The organism is Hymenobacter sp. YC55, assembly GCF_029433095.1.
Classification (GTDB): Bacteria; Bacteroidota; Bacteroidia; order Cytophagales; family Hymenobacteraceae; genus Hymenobacter.
This window is the reverse complement of sequence record NZ_JARNTX010000001.1, coordinates 263,231-282,034: the sequence shown is the minus strand read 5'-3', so window position 1 is coordinate 282,034 and position 18,804 is coordinate 263,231. Positions and strand designations below refer to the sequence as shown.

The 18,804-nt window shown below is 55.8% G+C and carries 16 protein-coding genes; 3 read left to right on the top strand and 13 right to left on the bottom strand.

What is annotated here, in order from left to right:
• Positions 1 to 25 precede the first annotated feature (25 nt).
• The 3 genes from P1X16_RS01320 to P1X16_RS01310 form a co-directional block, all read right to left on the bottom strand.
• Positions 26 to 2,428 carry a TonB-dependent receptor gene (locus tag P1X16_RS01320; RefSeq protein WP_277225684.1) on the bottom strand — a complete coding sequence of 801 codons (2,403 nt, stop codon included), beginning with the start codon at positions 2,426 to 2,428 and terminating at the stop codon, positions 26 to 28.
• A 314-nt stretch (positions 2,429 to 2,742) separates the two neighbouring features.
• Positions 2,743 to 6,222, bottom strand: a complete 3,480-nt coding sequence (locus P1X16_RS01315) for a PAS domain-containing protein (RefSeq protein ID WP_277225682.1) — start codon at positions 6,220 to 6,222, stop codon at positions 2,743 to 2,745.
• Positions 6,223 to 6,505: 283 nt separating this feature from the next.
• Positions 6,506 to 7,159 (bottom strand): OmpH family outer membrane protein, encoded by a 654-nt coding sequence (locus P1X16_RS01310; protein ID WP_277225680.1) that lies wholly within the window; start codon positions 7,157 to 7,159, stop codon positions 6,506 to 6,508.
• 156 nt (positions 7,160 to 7,315) lie between these two features.
• Here P1X16_RS01310 and P1X16_RS01305 point away from each other — a divergent pair, with 156 nt between their 5' ends.
• Complete coding sequence (locus tag P1X16_RS01305) at positions 7,316 to 9,361, top strand: S9 family peptidase (RefSeq protein WP_277225678.1); 2,046 nt, start codon at positions 7,316 to 7,318, stop codon at positions 9,359 to 9,361.
• Between the two features lie 75 nt (positions 9,362 to 9,436).
• On the opposite strand, the gene P1X16_RS01300 is transcribed toward P1X16_RS01305, so the two are convergent.
• The 5 genes from P1X16_RS01300 to P1X16_RS01280 form a co-directional block, all read right to left on the bottom strand.
• A complete protein-coding gene (locus tag P1X16_RS01300) occupies positions 9,437 to 10,507 on the bottom strand; it encodes a succinylglutamate desuccinylase/aspartoacylase family protein (protein ID WP_277225676.1) in 1,071 nt (356 codons plus the stop codon).
• A 96-nt stretch (positions 10,508 to 10,603) separates the two neighbouring features.
• Positions 10,604 to 11,551, bottom strand: a complete 948-nt coding sequence (gene rimK, locus P1X16_RS01295) for a 30S ribosomal protein S6--L-glutamate ligase (protein WP_277225675.1) — start codon at positions 11,549 to 11,551, stop codon at positions 10,604 to 10,606.
• A gap of 79 nt (positions 11,552 to 11,630) precedes the next feature.
• Positions 11,631 to 12,107: an ATP-dependent zinc protease gene (locus P1X16_RS01290; RefSeq protein WP_277225673.1), complete on the bottom strand. Its 477-nt coding sequence runs from the start codon at positions 12,105 to 12,107 to the stop codon at positions 11,631 to 11,633.
• Positions 12,108 to 12,221: 114 nt separating this feature from the next.
• Positions 12,222 to 13,352 carry a PQQ-dependent sugar dehydrogenase gene (locus P1X16_RS01285; protein WP_277225671.1) on the bottom strand — a complete coding sequence of 377 codons (1,131 nt, stop codon included), beginning with the start codon at positions 13,350 to 13,352 and terminating at the stop codon, positions 12,222 to 12,224.
• A gap of 123 nt (positions 13,353 to 13,475) precedes the next feature.
• Positions 13,476 to 13,754, bottom strand: a complete 279-nt coding sequence (locus tag P1X16_RS01280) for a 2TM domain-containing protein (RefSeq protein ID WP_277225670.1) — start codon at positions 13,752 to 13,754, stop codon at positions 13,476 to 13,478.
• A 171-nt stretch (positions 13,755 to 13,925) separates the two neighbouring features.
• Here P1X16_RS01280 and P1X16_RS01275 point away from each other — a divergent pair, with 171 nt between their 5' ends.
• Positions 13,926 to 14,495 carry an O-acetyl-ADP-ribose deacetylase gene (locus P1X16_RS01275; RefSeq protein ID WP_277225669.1) on the top strand — a complete coding sequence of 190 codons (570 nt, stop codon included), beginning with the start codon at positions 13,926 to 13,928 and terminating at the stop codon, positions 14,493 to 14,495.
• Positions 14,496 to 14,599: 104 nt separating this feature from the next.
• On the top strand, positions 14,600 to 15,058 hold the full coding sequence (locus P1X16_RS01270) for a DoxX family protein (protein ID WP_277225668.1): 459 nt from the start codon (positions 14,600 to 14,602) through the stop codon (positions 15,056 to 15,058).
• Between the two features lie 7 nt (positions 15,059 to 15,065).
• On the opposite strand, the gene P1X16_RS01265 is transcribed toward P1X16_RS01270, so the two are convergent.
• The 5 genes from P1X16_RS01265 to P1X16_RS01245 all read right to left on the bottom strand — a co-directional run bounded on the left by P1X16_RS01265 (position 15,066) and on the right by P1X16_RS01245 (position 18,750).
• Positions 15,066 to 15,857, bottom strand: a complete 792-nt coding sequence (locus P1X16_RS01265; RefSeq protein ID WP_277225666.1) for an alpha/beta fold hydrolase — start codon at positions 15,855 to 15,857, stop codon at positions 15,066 to 15,068.
• 101 nt (positions 15,858 to 15,958) lie between these two features.
• The gene (locus tag P1X16_RS01260) at positions 15,959 to 16,507 is read right to left on the bottom strand and encodes a DUF502 domain-containing protein (protein WP_277225665.1); all 549 of its coding nucleotides are present in this window, start codon (positions 16,505 to 16,507) and stop codon (positions 15,959 to 15,961) included.
• 109 nt (positions 16,508 to 16,616) lie between these two features.
• A complete protein-coding gene (locus tag P1X16_RS01255) occupies positions 16,617 to 17,501 on the bottom strand; it encodes a 4-hydroxy-3-methylbut-2-enyl diphosphate reductase (protein WP_277225664.1) in 885 nt (294 codons plus the stop codon).
• A 107-nt stretch (positions 17,502 to 17,608) separates the two neighbouring features.
• Positions 17,609 to 18,337 (bottom strand): (d)CMP kinase, encoded by a 729-nt coding sequence (cmk, locus tag P1X16_RS01250; protein WP_277225663.1) that lies wholly within the window; start codon positions 18,335 to 18,337, stop codon positions 17,609 to 17,611.
• A 2-nt stretch (positions 18,338 to 18,339) separates the two neighbouring features.
• Positions 18,340 to 18,750 (bottom strand): hypothetical protein, encoded by a 411-nt coding sequence (locus P1X16_RS01245; protein WP_277225661.1) that lies wholly within the window; start codon positions 18,748 to 18,750, stop codon positions 18,340 to 18,342.
• Between the last annotated feature and the right edge of the window lie 54 nt (positions 18,751 to 18,804).

The following is an 18,804-nucleotide window of genomic DNA, read 5'->3' as shown; positions in this document are numbered from 1 at the left end:
AAACCCAATCAACACGAGTCAGTTATTAAAACTTAAAGGCCTTGCTGAATGAGGGAATAATCGGGAACAGGGAGACTTGTCGATAAACGCCCTTTGTCGTGTTGCCTCGGTCGTCGACAGAACCTGGATCAAAATAGAGGTAGTAGGGGTTGCGGCGGCTGTACACGTTGTAAATCGATAAGCTGTTCACCACCTCGCCCCACTTCTTCTTCTTGGTTTTGCTCAGGTCAAGGTCGAAGCGGTGGTAGGCGGCCATGCGGAAAGAATTCCGCTCGCCATAATCTTCATATTCTTGACCATAGCCTTGCCCTAGCATAAACCGCCCCTGTGATAAGGTGGTGGCGTTGCCAGTGCCGTACACCCAGGTACCTGATAGCGTGAAGGTGGGGCTGAACTTGTGGATGGCTACCACCGAAATATCGTGGCGCCGGTCGTATTTGTAGGGGAAGATGCGGCCTTGGTTGAGGTCGGGGAAGCGGCGCTTGCTCCAGGCCAGCGTGTAGCCGATCCAGCCGGTTGTACGGCCCGACTTCTTCTGGATGAAGAATTCACCGCCATAGGCCCAGCCTTTGCCACTGGTTACTTTGCTTTCCCAGTCGCTGTCCACAGTACCCAGGAAGCTAGCGCCCTCGCGGTACTCTACCAGGTTGCGCATGGGCTTGTAGTAGCTCTCGAAACTTAGCTCGTAGTCTTCGTCTTTGAAGCGTAACGTACGAGCCGCCCCCACGCTGTACTGCTGCGCACGCTGCGGCTTGATTTGGTTGGTAGCCGGCACCCACAAATCAGTCGGCAGGCCAATGCCGCTGTTGGTAAGTAAGTGAATAAACTGCGCGGTGCGGGCGTAAGAAGCTTTCAGCGCCCATTCCTCGGTGAGCAAGAAACGGGCAGCTACGCGTGGCTCTACGCTTGGGTAAAACTTGCCTTCCACCGCGAAGCCGTTTAGACGCAGGCCGCCGTTCACTTTCAGGCGGTCGGTGAGGCGGTAGTCGTCTTCCGCATACAGCCCCACTTCGCTAGCCATGGTGCGGGTGCCTGACTTAAGTTGGCTTTCTAGGTCGCTGACGTTGTCTTTGGAAGTAAGGGCACCCGGCCGAAACGAGTGCAGGATGTACTGGCCTCCGAACCGGATGTAGTGGTCGGGCGTGGGCGTGTAGTCGAAATCCGTTTTTAGGCTGAAGTCGCGGATGTTGGACAGGTAGCGCAGCGAGAACTTATCGGTGCGCGATTCGCCTTGGTCTTCGTAGCGCTGCTCGTCTTCCTCTCCTACATTGAACTGGTATTTGCTGTACGTGAAGTGGGTGTTCATGAACAACTGGTCGTTCACGATGTGGTTCCAGCGCAAACCTGCCGTGAGGTTGCCCCAGCCTAGGTTAGCTTCGGTGCGGCTATAGTCCTCAGCGGTATCCTCTTTGTCGCGGATGCGGGCGTAGAACTTGTCGTAGCCGGTGTAGCCACTCAAGTAGAGCCGGTCGCGGCTGCCGAGTTTCCAGTTCAGCTTGGCGTTGAGGTCGTGAAAAAAGTACCCTACTGACCCCTTGGTTCCCTCCGCCGAAAGCTGCGACTTGATGAAGGGCTGCGCCAGCACATCGAGGTAGGTGCGACGCGCCGAAATAATGAAAGAAGCCGTGTCTTTCTTGATAGGTCCTTCCAGCGTGATTTTGGAAGCCACAATGCCAATGGCGCCCTCACCATGAAATTCCTGCATGTTGCCTTCCTTCATCGAAATGTCGAGCACCGACGACAAACGCCCACCGTACCGCGCCGGAAAGCCGCCCTTAATCAGTTCCACATTATTGAGCGCATCCGCATTGAACACCGAGAAGAAGCCAAACAGGTGCGCCGCATTGTAGACGGGCGTGCCGTCGAGCAGAATCAGGTTTTGGTCGGGGGAGCCGCCGCGCACGTACAGGCCACTCTGTCCCTCGCCGCCGCTTTGCACGCCGGGCAGTAGTTGCAGCACCTTTAGCACGTCAGTTTCGCCGAACAGTTTGGGCAGGTTCTTGATTTGGGTGATGGGCACGTTGATGGTACCCATGCGCGTACTCTGCTCGATTCGCTCCTGGCGGTTGCCTACCACTTCCACATCGGCTAGCTCGTTGGTACTGGACCGCAGCCGAAAATCGTGTGTGACGTTGCGGGTGCCCACTGCGGCCCAACGGGCGCGCTCGTAGCCCAGGTAGCTAGCCACCAACCGCACCGAATCGGTGGCGGGAAGTGTGAGCGAGTAGAAGCCATAGGTGTTGGTGGCAGTGCCCTGCCCGGTGCCGGGGTTCACTACGGCTACGCCAATAAGATTTTCCCCGGTGGCCCCGTCGCGTACGTAGCCGCTGATAGTGATTTTGGAAGTAGCAACGGGTTGTTGCGCGTGCGCGGAAAGGGTGCCGAGCAAAAAACAGGGGATTATAAGAGCACGGAAAGTTGAACGCATAGAAAATCTAGAAAGGATAATTGCCTCTGTCTCGATCAATCAATAAGTATGTCCCCAACGCCCACAATTAGCCAGATGGTATATAGTAGAGCCAAGCTTAACGTGAAAGGTTGGCTGGGAAGAATGAGTTACTATTCTTCGCTGCGTATTAGGCGCTAAACTGTACCATTTTTCATTCGCTTCTCCACACTATCTGGTATAGAATGAAAGCAGCGCATACTCTTCTTTCCCAAACAGCACCGTGTTAGGGCCACCTTGGCCTTACTGTTTGTCTGCCGATACATAGCAGGCCAGATGCTAAAGCACTTTCTTCCCTACTTAGGGTGCAGTTCCAGCTTTATTGCTTGGCAGGTCAACTCCAATTGCTGGCACAGGAAAAGCGCCGCTTTACGAGCCTCTTCAGGCTTGGTGGTCGAAGCTTCGAGCGTTTGGATGGCACTAGCGCCACCGGCTATTCGGAGCAGGAGCACAATGGGCTTCACCCCGTGGGCAAGTTGGCCTACCGTAGGCCAGTCGTTGGCGGTACAGGCTTGTTGAAGCGCCACCAAAGTAGCAGGCGTCTCGCGCAGAAACACTTCCAGCATCCGCTCCACAAACTGCTCATTGCCGTTGCTCGTCTGCTTTAAGAAGCTCAGGTCGTAGAGGTCGCCCGAAGTGGCTTCGGTGGGTTGTGTTGCAGCACGGGTTACCACTGGCAGCCGCATTCCGTTCAGCACGCTTACTATGGTTTGGTGCAGGTGCTGCTCCTCGAAAGGCTTAATCAAGCAGGCATTCATTCCGGCAGCTAGGTACCGCTCCTGGTCCCGCCGCAGGGCGTTGGCCGTCAGGGCAATGATGGGAACATTGGCACGGCGTGGATCAGGGTGGCGGCGAATAACATCGGTTACTTCCACACCACTCATGCCAGGCATCTGAATGTCCATTAGCACCACGTCGTACAAGTGCACATCAAACAAGTCGAGGGCTTCGGGGCCGTTGCTGGCGCAGTCGACTTCCACGCCCCAGGGCTGCAGCATCAGGGTGGAAATGCGCTGATTGATTCGGTTGTCTTCGGCTAGCAGCACGCGCAGCTTGGCTAGCGCGGGTTGCTCGGCGGCTTTCAGCGCCCGCACCGGCGCGGCGGGCGTGCGGGCCAGCGTGATAGTGAACGAAAACGTGCTGCCTTGGCCAGGCACGCTGTCGACGAGCAGCTCGCCACCCATCAGCTGCACCAAATGCTGGCTGATCGACAAGCCCAGCCCCGAGCCGCCGAACCGCCGCGTGGTATCGGTGCTAGCCTGCGTGAAAATCTCGAAAATCTGCTCCTGCTTATCTTCCGGAATACCGATACCCGTGTCGCGCACCCAGAAGCGAATAGTGATGGCCACGGGGGTGTCGCAGAGTACTTCGCCGCCTAGCGTGACGCTTCCGTACTCGGTGAACTTGATGGCGTTGGATAGCAGATTAAGCAGCACTTGGTTGAGCCGGTGCGAGTCGCCAAGAACATAAGGCGGCTGAATGGTTAGAGGCACAACCGACAAATACAACCCTTTTTCCTCGGCCAAGTACGTCATGGTTTGCACGGCGCCCTGCACCGAAGCCCACAGGTCGAAGGCGGCGTGCTCGAGTTCGAGCTGGCCAGCCGTAATCTTGGCCATATCCAGCACATCATTCACAACCGCCAACAAGTGCTGCCCCGAATGATTGATGGTGTCCAGCAGTTCGCGCTGGGGCTTATTGAGTTCGGTTTTGGTAAGTAGCGCGGCCATGCCGAGCACCCCATTAAGCGGGGTCCGGATTTCGTGGCTCATGCTGGCTAAGAAGTTGTCTTTGGCGCGGGCACTTTCTTCTACTTCGAGTTTGGCTTGGCGCAGCGCCCGTTCGGTAAGCACACTTTCCGTAATGTCGTAGGCGGAAGCAACGATGTAGGTTGGGCGGCCTGCTTCTTTCACCTGATAGTTGTTGTACTGCAGGTAGCGCTTGTCGCCGGGGCGCGTTAGCAGGGCCATAATACTGCGTTGGCCGGGCTGCTGAGCAAACCCAGCCAGATACTCTTGTAGCTGACCCTGGTATTCGGCGGGCACCACCTCACGCAAGTTCCTGCCTACCAGCTTGTGGGCCGGCAGCCCCATCAGTCGCTCGATGGCAGGATTGACGGACAGCATGTTGCCTTCCAGGTCGTGGGTACAGATCAGCGCTTGCGAGTAGTACACCAGGTCGCGGTACTTCTTCTCGCTGTTTTCCAACTGCTGACGGGCCAGCTTGATGTCGGTGATGTCGGTTGTTACGCACAGCACGTTCAACGACCCGTCGCTGCGCATAAAGGGCCGCTTCATCGACTGCATCCACCGCTCCTCGCCGTCCGAGAGCGTGAACGTGGTAGCGTAGGTGAAATCCTGACGTGTGCTCAACACATAGTTGTGGCTATCGTTGATGCGCTTGATTTGCTGGCTTACTGAGGAGTCTTTGTCTTCCTCTACTAGGCCCTGCATGACGCTTCCGTGGCGAATGCGCTGCATGAGGTCGTCGTACGCCTTGTTCTTGAACACAACATTGCCGTCTTGGTCACGCAAGTAGATGACCGTTGGACTTACCTCAATCACTTGCCGGATAAGCTCTTGCTGCTCCGTCAGCTGGCGCCGGATCAATTCCTGATCGGTTACGTTCTGTAAGATAACCAGCACCGCCTGAGCACCTGGCAGCGCCACCACCCGAGCTGCGTGAAAGGACACCTTGTTTTGTTGGGTTTTGAGCTCAAATGTGCAGGCTCCCGGCTGGCCGGTTTGGCGCACTTGTTCTAGGCAAGGCAATAAGTGCTGCCCCGCCGAATGCGGCAATAATTGCTCTAGTGAGGCACCTATCAGCTCGGCTTCGGGCAACAGCAAAGGCGTATCCCCGAGTTTGGCGTCCCGCACCAGCCCGTTGGCATCGACCACCACAATCGTATCGGGCAGGGCCGCAAACAGTGCCCGAATATGCTCTTCGGCTTTGTAGCGCTGCGTGATGTCGGTGCCGTAGCCAATAAGCATTCGGGTCTGGTTATCCTCGCCCCGAATGACGTGTAAGTGGCGCAAAACGTAGCGCATAGCGCCGTCGGGGAGTTGAAAGGACTCTTCCCACTCCAGGTCGCCTTCCGTTACGGCCCGATTAAGTAGTTGCTGGCGGCGAATAGCTATTTCTGGGTTCCGCTTACGGTGTGCGACGTACTCGGCATCGGTCTTGCCAATTATCCAAGTGCGCACAGCCGGGTCAGCAATGGACTTCGCATTCACGTAACGGTAGCGATGATCGGGGCCGTACACGGCGGCCTCGCCAGGCAAAAGGTCGAGAATGGTTTCGTAGAAGTCCCGCTGCTCGTTGAGCTGACGGGCATTTTCCTTGCGTTCGGTCACGTCGCGGAAGCACACCAAACGGCTGTTGGGTATGGCCTGGCAACTGCCACTTGAAATGTAGTCGACTTGGATGGTACGCCCGTCGCGCAGTTGCAGCTCGGTGCTAATAGCGGCACAGTTTGAAGCCCATGCTTCCTCAACCCAAGCATCGAAAGCCGCTGTATCCTGCATCAAAGCTCGCACAGTAGGCACCATATCGGCCGAGGTTTTGCCGAGCCATTGACTAGCTGGTCCCTCTATGCCGAGCAGCGTACACGTTTGCTCGTTGATAAGGCTGATAATTCCTTCACTGTTATAAAGTAGTACGCCCTCTGGCAAGAAATCAGCTAAGGTAGCCAAGCGTTGCTCGGCCGTTGTTGCGGCGGCCCGTGCCACCCGCAGTTCCTGCTCTAGCTCCTGAATGCGCTGTTCGTGATAAGTCATGCGTATATCTATATCTCAAGGTATTCTACCATGAAAACGAAAGAGCAAAATTATTAGATTCTTTTCCTACATATAGCAGGTAAAACCGTCTTTATTGGCCATTTACCTAAATGGGAAGACGAAACCACAGATATTAATCTAAACCTGCTCGAATATGATTTTTACGCTATAGCTCCGTCTTTAGACAGTCCTATACCCCCTTTTCTGATACTAGATATTGCCTAAAAGCAAACCGCCCGCTTTCCCATCACGGGAAAGCGGGCGGTTACCAAAAACATCAACTTTATTTTTTTGTTGAGTACTCGGCATTCAGGTACTTAAGCACTTGGGGCGTGATGTCGAGGTCTTTGCGGCCATAGGCGATAGTGCCGCTCGGAGCCGCAATCAGAATCAGACGGTAGCCATTGGCTTTGCCGTACTTCTCGATCTGCTTGTTGAGGCGCTCGAGCACGCTCTGGGTCATTTTAGCTTCCTCTTCCTGGGCCTGCTGCTGAAGTTTTTGCTGGCCCATGCCCACTTGCTGCTGCTGGGCTTGTAGTTTCTGCTCGGTGGCAGCGCGCTGCTCGGCGGTTAGGCTCTCGGCTTGCTTTTGGTACTGCTGCACGGCGGTTTGGAATCCCTTCACCATGGTCTGGTTCTGGGCTTCCCAGCGCTTGGCTTTGGCTTCGAAAGCTTTACGAGCGTCCTGCATGCCTTTGTAGCCATCGAGCAGCTTGCTCGACTCCACGTACGCTACTTTATCGGTATCAGCTACGGCGGCTAGGTCGTCGGTGTCGGTGGTGGCAACGGTGCTGCTGGAATCCGTGGATTGAGTAGCTACAGCAGGAGTTTTACGGGCGGGAGCAGCGGCGGGCTTGTTGGCGAAGTGCAGATAAAACAACACGGCCACGGCAATGACCAGCACGGCATTGATAGCCAGTTGGAAGGAATTTTTCATGCGAGAAATAAGAAAAAGAACACAAAGCCGGAGTCGGCGGTCCAAAGAAACGCAAAAAGGGCTGTTCGATTATTCGACTACCGTTTAGTTGAACTATAAACTAGGATATGGCTATGTTTTATTATTAATTTATTGTTCCACTATTCCCGCTATTCCATGAAAGAATCTGTACTTGTTTTGCTGACTGTGGCCTTGGGCGCAGTGCTCGGGTCACCCGTTGCCGCCCAAACGAAACAGCCGGCTCTCATCGACCGTGAGCTATTGTTTGGAGACCCCGAAACCTCGGGCGCACAGCTCTCCCCCGATGGACGATTTATGTCGTTTATCAAACCCTACAAAGGCACGCGCAATGTGTGGGTGAAAGGCGTAGCCGAGCCGTTTACGGCGGCAAAACCGCTCACCGCGGATTTGGCTCGACCTGTGCGCAATTACTTCTGGAGCCGCGACAGTAAGTACGTGCTCTATGTTCAGGACAAAGGCGGGGATGAAAACTTCAACCTCTATGCCGTAGACCCATCCGCAGCGCCGCCTGCTGGCGCCGATGTGCCCGTAGCTCGTGACTTGACCGGGCTGAAGGGGGTACGCGTTCAGCTCTACCACGTGCCCAAATCAGACCCCAACACGCTTTACATCGGCCTCAACGACCGGGACAAAGCTTGGCACGACCTGTATAAGTTGAACTTGGCCACCGGCGAAAAAACGTTGCTGCGCGAGAACAAAGACCGCCTGCAAAGCTGGAGTTTCGACTGGAACGATCAGCTGCGGCTGGCCTCCCGGGCCAACCCCGATGGCAGCAACGAACTGCTGGCAGTGGCAGGCAACACGTTTACGCCCGTTTATCGCACCACCATCGATGAGCAGAGTTCCGTAGCTGGCTTCCACAAAGACAACAAGCACGTGTACCTGGTAACGAACGGCGGCCGCACCCGAGACCGAGCCGAACTAGTGCTCTTCGATCCTGCCACCAAGAAAGAAGAACTGCTCGATACCGACCCACAGAAACGAGTGGATTTTGGTGGGCTGATGCTGTCGGAGGTGACACACGAGCCGGTAGCCGTAACGTACGTAGACGACCGGATGCGCCGCGTATGGAAAGACAAAGCGTACGAAGCGGACTTCAAGACCATCCAAGCCAAGGTACCCGGTGCCGACCTCTACCCCGTATCCTCAACAACTGATGAGCGGCTGTGGCTGGTGTCGGCCACCAGTGCCACCATGCCTGGTACCGTTTACCTTTTCGACCGCCAAACCAAAGCCCTAACCAAGCAGTACGACTTACGGCCCAAGCTAAACGCTGCCGACCTAGCCGATATGAAAGCAGTGCGCTACAAGTCGTCGGATGGGCTGGAAATTCCGGCGTACCTGACCTTGCCTAAAGGCGTAGCGGCCAAAAATCTGCCCGTCATCATTGTACCGCACGGTGGCCCCTGGGCCCGCGACGTTTACGGTTTCAATTCTTTGCATCAGTTTTTGGCCAATCGGGGCTACGCAGTGCTTTCGCCCAACTTCCGCGCTAGTACCGGATATGGCAAGAAGTTCCTGGAAGCTGGCAACGGCGAATGGGGCCGCAAAATGCAAGACGATTTGACTTGGGGCGTGAAGTATTTGGTGGCCCAGGGAATTGCCGACCCTAAAAAGGTGGGCATTATGGGCGGCTCGTACGGCGGCTATGCCACGCTAGCCGGCGTTGCGTTTACGCCCGATTTGTATGCAGCAGGTGTGGCTATTGTGGCGCCTTCCAATCTAACGACCTTGCTTAATGCCATTCCGCCGTATTGGGAAGCAGGCCGGAAGCAGATGTACGCCCGCATGGCTGACCCTGGTACAGAAGCGGGCCGCACCGAGTTGGCTCGCATGTCGCCTCTAACGGCCGCCGACAAAATTAAAACTCCACTCATGGTCGTGCAGGGAGCCAACGACCCGCGCGTAAACAAAGCCGAAGCCGACCAGATAGTGGTAGCCCTGCGCGACCGCAACTACCCGGTGCAATACATCTGCGCCCCCGACGAAGGACACGGGTTTGCGCGCCCCGTAAACAACATGGCTATGTATGCGGCATCGGAGAAGTTCCTGGCGGGCCAGTTGGGCGGCCGTTACCAGGAAAGCATGAGTCCGGCCGTGGCGCAACGCCTCAAAGAAATTACCGTCGACCCGAAAACCGTAGTGCTAGCTAACAAGGCCAATCAGGCACTCATCAAGTAAAGCCGAATCAGCAATTGCTAAACTAAAAAGGCCCACCTCCTATCGAGGCGGGCCTTTTTAATTGAATTGAGTAGTCTACTGTGCCTCTTCCTCGTCGAGTTCCGGGTCGTCGGCCTCGGGCTCCTGAGGCTTGTTGGGCTTTTCCTCGAAAGGAGGAGCCAAGTCGGTACGGCTAGGAGCATTATCTAGACGGCCCACGTGGATGAGCGCATCCCCTTGATTGACGACGGGCATGTAGTTGACGCCAATGATGTAGCCCGCCACCGGCGACTCCAGCCGCACGGCCGTCTCGCCGTAGGGGTCGGCCACGGAGCCATATACCTGCCCTTTTTCGATGTATTCGCCATTCTGAACGAAGCTGCGGAAAAGTCCGGCGAACCGAGCCCGCAGCCAAGTAGAGCGCACACATATCACGCTTGCGTGCTCCGCCGGAGCAGATTCAGCCACCATGCCCAAGTGGTGCAACAGTCGAAAGGTGCCGGCCGTGGCCAGTTCGATACCGATTTCATCGAGCCGCAACGATTCGCCGGTTTCGTACACGATGATGCGCCGCCCCTGCTGCATGGCTGCTTCGCGCAAGGAACCGGGACGCAGCGAGGCATTCAGGGTGAAGGGAGCGGCAAAAGCCGCAGCCAGCGCGTCGGTTTCCGGGTCTTCGTGGAGCAGGCACCGAATTTGGGGCATATTGGAACGGGCCGCACCGCCTGTATGATAATCGATGCCATAGTCGATCAGCGGCATGATTTCGCGCATGAAGCGGTGCGCGACGCGGCTAGCCAACGAGCCCCGCGGGTTGCCGGGAAAACTGCGGTTTACGTCTTTGCCATCGGGCACCTCGCGGCTAAAATTTAGAAAGCCGTAGATGTTGAGAATCGGAATAGCAATGATGCTACCCCGCAACGGCCGCAGCATGTCCCGCCGAATCAGGCGGCGAATCGTTTCGATACCGTTTACTTCGTCGCCGTGCATGCCGGCCAGCAGCAGTACCGTTGGACCGGGCTTGTGCGAGCGGAATACGTGCACCGGAATGTCGATGACCGTACCCGAAGGGAGCCGCGAAATGACCAGCTTCGTTTGCACATCCTCGCCCGGCTTGATAACGAGGCCATTGAGCAACATATCTTCGGAGCGGGCAACTGGAGTCAAGAGGCAGCTTAAATAAAGTAGCGCAAAACCTAAGGCTACGCTTCGTTGAACATCTCTGTCAGGCAGTGCAGCATTGCCCGACACCACTTGCAAGCACTAGCGTGGCAAGTCTGGCTGGTTGTCAGGCAAGGCGGCCAAAGCGGCTTTGGATTTGGCTTTTGCCTTCTTTTTCTGAGCTATTTCCGCGGTGTATTCGATGATTTTGCCGGCAATATCGAGGCCGGTAGCTTTTTCAATGCCTTCAAGGCCGGGAGAGGAATTCACTTCAAGCACCAGCGGCCCCCGTTTGCTTTGCAGCATATCAACCCCCGCAATGCCCAGCCCCAACGACTTGGCGGCTAGCAAGGCGGCAGCTTTTTCGGCGCGGCTTAGCTTCACGAGCACCCCTGTACCGCCACGGTGTAAGTTCGAGCGGAACTCGCCTTCTTTGCCTTGGCGCTTCATGGCACCTACCACCTCCCCATTCACCACAAAAGCGCGTAAGTCGGCACCTTTGCTTTCGGCAATAAACTCCTGCACAATAATGCGGGCCTTCAGGTTGTGAAACGCTTCGATAACGGATTGTGCGGCCTTGGCGCTTTCGGCCAGCACCACCCCCAAGCCCTGCGTGCCTTCGAGCAGCTTGATAATAACCGGGGCGCCGCCTACCTGCTCGATCATTTCGGCCACTTCGTCGGAGTAATTGGTGAAAGCGGTTTTGGGCATGCCCACGCCGGCACGAGCCAGAATCTGCATGGAACGGAGCTTGTCGCGGCTGCGCACAATAGCTTGGCTCTCCACGGCCGTCCGCACTTTCATCATCTCGAACTGCCGCACTACGGCACAGCCGTAGAACGTAACGGAAGCTCCAATACGCGGAATAATGGCATCGACGCCCGTAAGGCGGTGGCCCTGATAAATAATGTCAGGCTTGCCTTTTTCGAGCACTAGGTTACAGTGTAGATGATCCACTACCAAGGCTTCGTGGCCGCGCTGTTCGGCGGCTTCCACAAGGCGCGTGGTGGAATATAGCTTGGGCTCACGCGATAGAATCGCCAGTTTCATTGGAAAAAGGATAGAGTAGATTGAAGCGAAGACCCGCGAGAGGCCTACGAAGCCGCAAGTAACAAATAAGCACGGCCGTTTAGGTGCGCGAGGGCTTAGCCGCCAGTTGAGCCTTATATGACATATTACGCCGGGCTACATCCACTACGAAATTCCCGTGCCGAAGCAGGCGTCGCCCGAGCAGCACGGGGTATTTCATATCGGAGCGGTCGGACAAGGAAAACTCGGTATTGAAATCTTCACCAAATATTCGCAGAACTGCCTGAATAACATAGCGTTCCTGCAAATCACCGTTGGAGCTTTTGATGTCCCGAAGCGTAAATTCGGTGAACTCCATTAGTGTGCCGTCGAAGTTGGGATGCGAAGGGTCTAAAAGCAACACGCGCAGGCAGGGCTTACCGTCGGCTCCGGTTATCACTTGTATGTCCGAGCAGTGAATAGCACTGGTATAGGCGCCGGTATCTACCTTGGCCTCCACTCCCCATAGTTGGAACTTCGGAAAATCCACCAGTTCCAACCGTCCCAGTACACGCTTCGGAACACGCTGTTTTTTCATGGCCTTAATGTAACGGGAAGTTCCACTTCGCGGGTACAAGCCCTGCAGAAAATTACTTGGCCAGCAACTACTGCGGTGCTTGTACCCATGAAAGGGCACCCGTTCGAAGGTCATTTATCCTTTGTAGCTGATCCGGTACACCGCATCATTCTGGTCGTCGGAGACGAGCATGGAGCCGTCGGGCAGCACGAGCAAGCACACAGGGCGGCCCCACGACTTTTGGCCTTGCAACCAGCCTTCGGCGAAGGTTTCGTAGCTCTTGGCTTGTTTGCCCGTTGCATCTAGGCGCACCAGCGAAATCCTGTAGCCGAGCTTACTGCTACGGTTCCAGGAGCCGTGTTCGGGTATGAAAATCTGGTTGCGGTAGGCGGCCGGGAATTTCTTGCCGGTATAGAATTTCATGCCGAGCGCCGCTACGTGCGGGCCAAGTTTGCGCGCTGGTTTGGTATACGTAGCAGCAGAACGACCCTTCCCAAATTCGGGGTCAGCTACGTCGCCGGCAAAAAAGTATGGAAACCCGAAGTGCAAACCCGCATTGGGGGCACGGTTCAGTTCGTCGGCCGGCAGGTTGTCGCCGAGCTGGTCGCGGCCGTTATCCGTAAACCACAACACTTTGTCTACGGGGCTCCAATCGAACCCCACAGTGTTGCGTACTCCTTGGGCAAACACTTCCTGGCCAGTACCATCGGGGTTCATGCGGGTGATGGTACCGATAACGGGCTCGGAGGGAATGCACGTGTTGCAGGGCGCCCCTACGGGCACATAGAGTTTGCCATCGGGCCCGAAAGCAATGTAGCGGTAGCCGTGCCACTCGTTGTTGGGTAGCTGGTCGAATACCAAGACAGGCTTGGGCGGCTGCTTAAGTTTCTGCGCAATGTTGTCGTAGCGCGTGATGCGGTTGACTTCGGCCACGTACAAGGCGCCATTGCGGACGGCTACACCATTCGGGCCGTTCAGCCCGTTGGCAATGGTAATCACCTCGTCGGCTTTGCCGTCTTTGTTGCGGTCGGGCAGGCCGTATACTTTTCCGGCGTCGCGGCTGCCTACGTACACCGTACCGTCGGGTCCGACGGCCAGCTCACGGGCGCTTTTCACGCCTTGCGCGAAGTAGGTAATACTAAAGCCAGCAGGCAGCTTTATTTTGCTTAGGTTGGCATCTGCGGCTGCCAGGGGCCGGTCGGGAGCAGAAGAAATCAGAGCCAGCGGCGCTAGCAACAGGAGGGGGAGCAATTGGCGTGTTTTCATGCAGCCCCTTAACCACCGACCCACTTATAAAGTTGCTGCTGGCCAGTTGGCACCACCCACCGCGAAACAAAGTACACGGCATTAAAACAAGCTCCCACTTTCCAGTTCTCCCTCCAACCTAGCTTACTGCCGCCGTTGGCGAATTAGGTTTTCATATTCACGCTCAATCTGTTGCTCTTCTCCGAAGCCAGCGTAGGCCCGGATTCCGCGCAGCAATAAGCCAAACCCCCAGAAGGCACCGACCCACAGCGGCCATGGCATAGGCACCGACTCGAACCCGGTTAGGGCCCAGATAGCCCAGAGCAGTGCATTCACTAGGATGTATGTCACCAACTGCGACTTGAATTTGGCCCGGTCTTTTGCGATATACCAAAGTTGCTGGTCACGATTAGGAGTTTCCATGACAGAAAGAGTATGTAGTGGATTGATGCCTAAACGTATAGCTTCTGCCGCACGCCTGCCACAATACCTTTCCCAAGCGGCATTTCAGGCCGCTGAAGCACAGAAAACCGCTACTCAACCGCAGCCCGCAACTTGGCCGGCGCGTATGAAACCTACTTACGCCCTACCACTATGCCAACCTCCCCCACTGCCGCTAACTGGCGCGCCGAAGCTAAATCATATGGCCGCATCTTGCTCTACCGCGGCGACATCACCCGCGTCGATACCGATGCCATTGTGAATGCAGCAAATTCCAGCTTGCTTGGTGGCGGCGGGGTCGACGGAGCCATCCACCGCGCTGGCGGCCCTGAAATTCTGGAAGCTTGCCGCCGCTTGCGTGCTGGCCACTATGGTAGAGGGCTGCCCACAGGTAAGGCGGTTATCACTACCGCGGGGCGGCTACCTGCCCGGCACGTCATTCATACGGTAGGGCCAGTCTGGAATGGAGGGCACAAGCAAGAGCCCGAACTGCTGGCCAATTGCTACCGCAACAGCCTGCACCTGGCGGCTGAAAACAAGCTTGCTAGTATTGCTTTCTCTAGCATCAGCACCGGTGTGTATGGCTACCCGAAAGCGGAAGCCACCACAATTGCAGTGCGCGAGGTGCGGGCGTTTCTGGAGCAGCACGACCTACCACAGGAAGTTGTGTTCGTGACGTTTGATGAGGCCAGCTTTCAGCTGTACGAGCGAGAATTAGAGTAGCAGCAACCGGTATTTATTGACATAAAAAACAATAAATTACAGGTAACTAAAACCGTTCAGATCTAGCCTACGACATCCCTCCCACCTTCTTAAACGAAAAAGTCATGGCACTCTCCAATCCCTCCCACCCCGCCGTACACAGAGCAAAGAACAGCGCAAGCAACCCCGTTTGGATGGACGCATTGCGCATCCTGCTGGGCCTGTTTCTATTCATCAAAGGCGTCTCGTTTCTAAGCAAGACCAGCGACGTATATTACCTACTGAGCCAGCAACAAAGCTTAGGAGAACTTAGCAAAGCGCCCCTCTTTTTCAGCATTGTGCACATGGTGGGCGGCTTAATGATTGCTTTTGGCGCCCTAACCCGGCTTGCACTTCTGTGCCAAATGCCCATCGTGTTTGGCGCCGCTCTAGTAGTTAATCCGCAGCAGGGTTTCAGGACCGACAACACAGAACTTTGGTTGTCGATACTCGTTTTGGGTTTGCTCTTGTTCTTTATGATTAAAGGTCCTGGCCGCCATTCCATAGACAACAAAGTATTCCGGCATCAGCCAGACTTATCGTAGCCTCGCGCTATAGCCTCACCTCCGGGTGCCGCCGCAAGTAGGCCGCTACGTTGTAGATAAGCCCGGCGTGGCCTGCTTCCAGCAGAACGGTTTGGGCTCCGTGCAATAGCTCGATAAAGCGCTGCAGCCCAGCGTGCGGAATCACTTGGTCGTGGCGGCCCAGAAAGAACGTAACGGGCGTCGGCCGCCGGTTGAGGAGTTGCGCTAAACCACGCAAGCTGAAAGTCAGCAATCGGAAACCAACCCAGCTGCGGTACACGCGCAGCCGTTTCTCACGGCTCTCTAGCTGCCACTCGGCAAAGCGCACAAGGTTGGAGGGCACCAACCGGCGCTGTTCGAGCGTGCCCAAAAACTGCAACAGCCGTTGGGGTCGCAGTACCGCCCGGCCCAACACCCCGCGCATCCAGGGCGGGTACGTAGCCAACGAATACCAGAACTGCCGCTGCAGACCATCTGGCGCAATCAGCCACACTTGCTGCACTCGGTCCGGAAAGGTCTCAACGGCTGTAAGAGCAAACTTGGCTCCCATGCTAAATGCCAAGAGGCTGAAGTTTCCGATGCTGTTTTCTTTTAGAAACTCCTTCAGCAGCTCGCCCAAGCGCTGTTTGGTAAGCGGGGCATCTATTTTGGCCAGCCGGCTGCGGCCGTGGTAGAACAGGTCAAACGCATACACCGTCACCTCCGGGCCTAGCCCGCCGATGAGCGTACGCCAGTGCCCTTCGCCTTGCCCATAGCCATGAAACGCCAAAATCACGCGAGGCCCCGAGCCGTAGGCACGGTAATACAGCTTAGTGGGCATAGGCGAGGCGGCAGTTGAAGGTCATAGCCTCTTCAACTACCCCACGAGAGGAACAGTTACGCCGAGCTTGCTGAAATGCCGTTCTATTAGCCGTCTACACCCTAAATCAACCGCGAAACGCCCCCAGACACGATGAACTTCATGACTTCGCTGCTTGGCAGGTCTAAGTAGGTGATGTTGGCGGTGGGCATCAGCACTAGCTCGCCCGAGAAGTTGTAAGAGTGCGGAAAGTATACAGCCAGTAATTCTTCGCGGTTGATAGCCAGCATGGCATCTTGCGTTACAAACCCCATTTTGTACACCTCGTCCTGCGCGTTCATGCGGGCTAGCACAGGGCAGTTGAATTTCTGGTTGTCGCCCACAAAGGCATCAAACAGGTCTTTGAGGCTGGAATAAATAATGCTGACCAAGGGCGTACGGTGCAAAACCCGCTCGGCAATAACCAAAAACGGCCGCACCATAAACGACTTGGCCACATAGCCTATCACCGTTACTATCACCACCGCTCCTAGCAGCCCCAAACCCGGCACGCCGTAGTTGGGAAACAAGTTGTCGAGCCAATGAAACACAGCGTACAGGATGTACCCGGTCAGGCCGATGGGCGCTACAATAAGAAAGCCGTTGAGGAAGTAATTGAAATATTTACGCATCACGCGAAGGTAGCATTGGGTTAAATGGATAAGGGGCTAAAAGATGCGGTTGAAATAGCCATTCCAGCCCCGCACCTTTTAGCCCCTTGTTTACTCGACTGTGCACCAACTATGCTACCGCCTCCGGTACCTGCTCGATTCGGTCTTTCACGCGCTGCATCAGCCACATCGGCGTGCTAGTAGCCCCACAGATGCCCACCGACTCGGCCCCATGAAACCAGTCTTCGTCGATTTCCTGCTCGTTCTCGACAAAGTAGCTGCGTTCGTTGGTTTTGTTGACCACCGAAAACAAGGCCTTTCCGTTGGAGCTTTTGCGGCCACTAACGAATACGACCACGTCGTGTACGGCAGCAAACTTAGCCAAGGCGGGCTCCCGGTTGCTTACTTGGCGGCAGATGCTGTCGTTGGCATCAAACGACTCCAGAGAGCCGCCCGCCGCTTTTATGCGCTCCTCGATAACGGCCTTCATATGGTAGAACCCAGCCGTGCTCTTGGTGGTCTGGCTGAAGAGCGTAACCGGCCGCGCGAAATCCACTTGGTCTAGATCGGCTTCGGTCATGACGATGAGGGCCCGGTTGCCGGTTTGGCCGTTCAGACCGGCTACTTCCGCGTGGCCTGGCTGGCCATAAATGACAATTTGCCCATCCTGGCGCCGACTGGTGTCGAAGGCGTGCTTTACGCGGTTTTGCAGCTTGAGCACGACGGGGCAAGAGGCGTCGATGAGCTCAATGTTATTGCGAAGAGCCAGCTGGTAGGTTTCGGGAGGTTCGCCGTGGGCCCGGATAAGCACTTTGCAGTCGTGCAGTTGCTCGAGCTGGGCCCGGTCGATGATGCGCAGGCCCTGTTCGTGCAGGCGCTCCACCTCCATGCGGTTGTGCACGATGTCGCCCAAGCAATACAGGGTTTCGTCGTGGGCTAATTCGTCTTCCGCCATCTGAATGGCGAATTCAACCCCAAAACAATAGCCGGAATTCTTATCGATGGTAACGTTCATGGATTCTCTGGTTGCGTAGGTGCGTGGTACTCGGTGCGTAGTGTTAGATTGACCGTCCTCACAATTCTAATGCCTAAGCACTACGCGCTAAGCATCAGGCACTAATCTTATACAACTACTTCGCTGCCGTTCCGTTCATTGTCGGCGCCGGAAGCCAAGGCAAATAGCATAGCCGACACGCGTTCCAACACAAAATCCACCTGTTCGTCGATCATCATATGCGTGGTGTCGAGCATTACGGCATCGGCGGCGCGGCGCAGCGGGCTTTCGGTGCGAGTAGAATCGAGGTAGTCGCGCTTGCGCAGGTTCTCCACTATCTCCTCCACGGGTACTTGCTCGCCTTTCACGGCCAACTCTTCTTGCCGCCGCTCGGCACGGGTCTGCACGTCGGCCGTCATAAATATTTTGACTTCGGCATCCGGAAAAACCGTGGTGCCAATGTCGCGGCCATCCATTACTACTCCCCGCTTGCGGCCCATACGCTGCTGTTGTGCCACCATGGCGTGACGCACAGCCGGTATGCTCGATACTTCACTCACCAAATTGGAAATGCGCATCTGCCGAATTTCATCTTCCCGAATATGCCCGTCCAGGCACAGTTCATTGCGCCCCGTTTTGCGGTTGCGCTTAAAGGAGATGTGCATTTCATGCAGAGCCTGCTCTACGCGAGGCAAATCGTCAAAGCGAATATTGTTTTCGAGCAGATACAGCGTCACGGCGCGGTACATAGCGCCGGTGTCGATGTAGGCATATCCTAGCTCGGCGGCCACGGCTTTGGCCGTGGTGCTTTTGCCACAAGAGGAGTAGCCGTCGATGGCAATGACGATTTTTCTCATAGTTACATCGGTCGGCGGAAAACCGGCACGGGTACCGGAATCCAAGTTCTGCGGGGTGGCGGCGGGTTCAGAAGCTTGGTTGGCAATGAAGCAAAAAACTCCGCTACCGACTCGGCCATTCCCCGCTTAAATTGTTGTTCGATAAAGAAATGAGGGTGCAGAAAGAAGTTTTGCCCGATCTGCACGCCTGCTGTGCCGCGGGTGTCAGTGCGCCACCAGCCCCCAAAGCTACGGATGATACACTCGCCTAAAAAACATCCCAACGCATTTACTACTGCTTCGCGGCTTTCGGCCGGCACATTAGAGCGCTCATTCTCAATGAAATCAGTCAGTGCTTGCACCGCCTTTTCATCGAACTGAGGTAGGTTAAGATTTTTTCGTACGGCTTCGGCCGCTTCTTGCAAATGGCGCATGGGTACAGGAGTTAATATTTCATCTGAAATGACTGCAAACCCCCTGCTTACAGA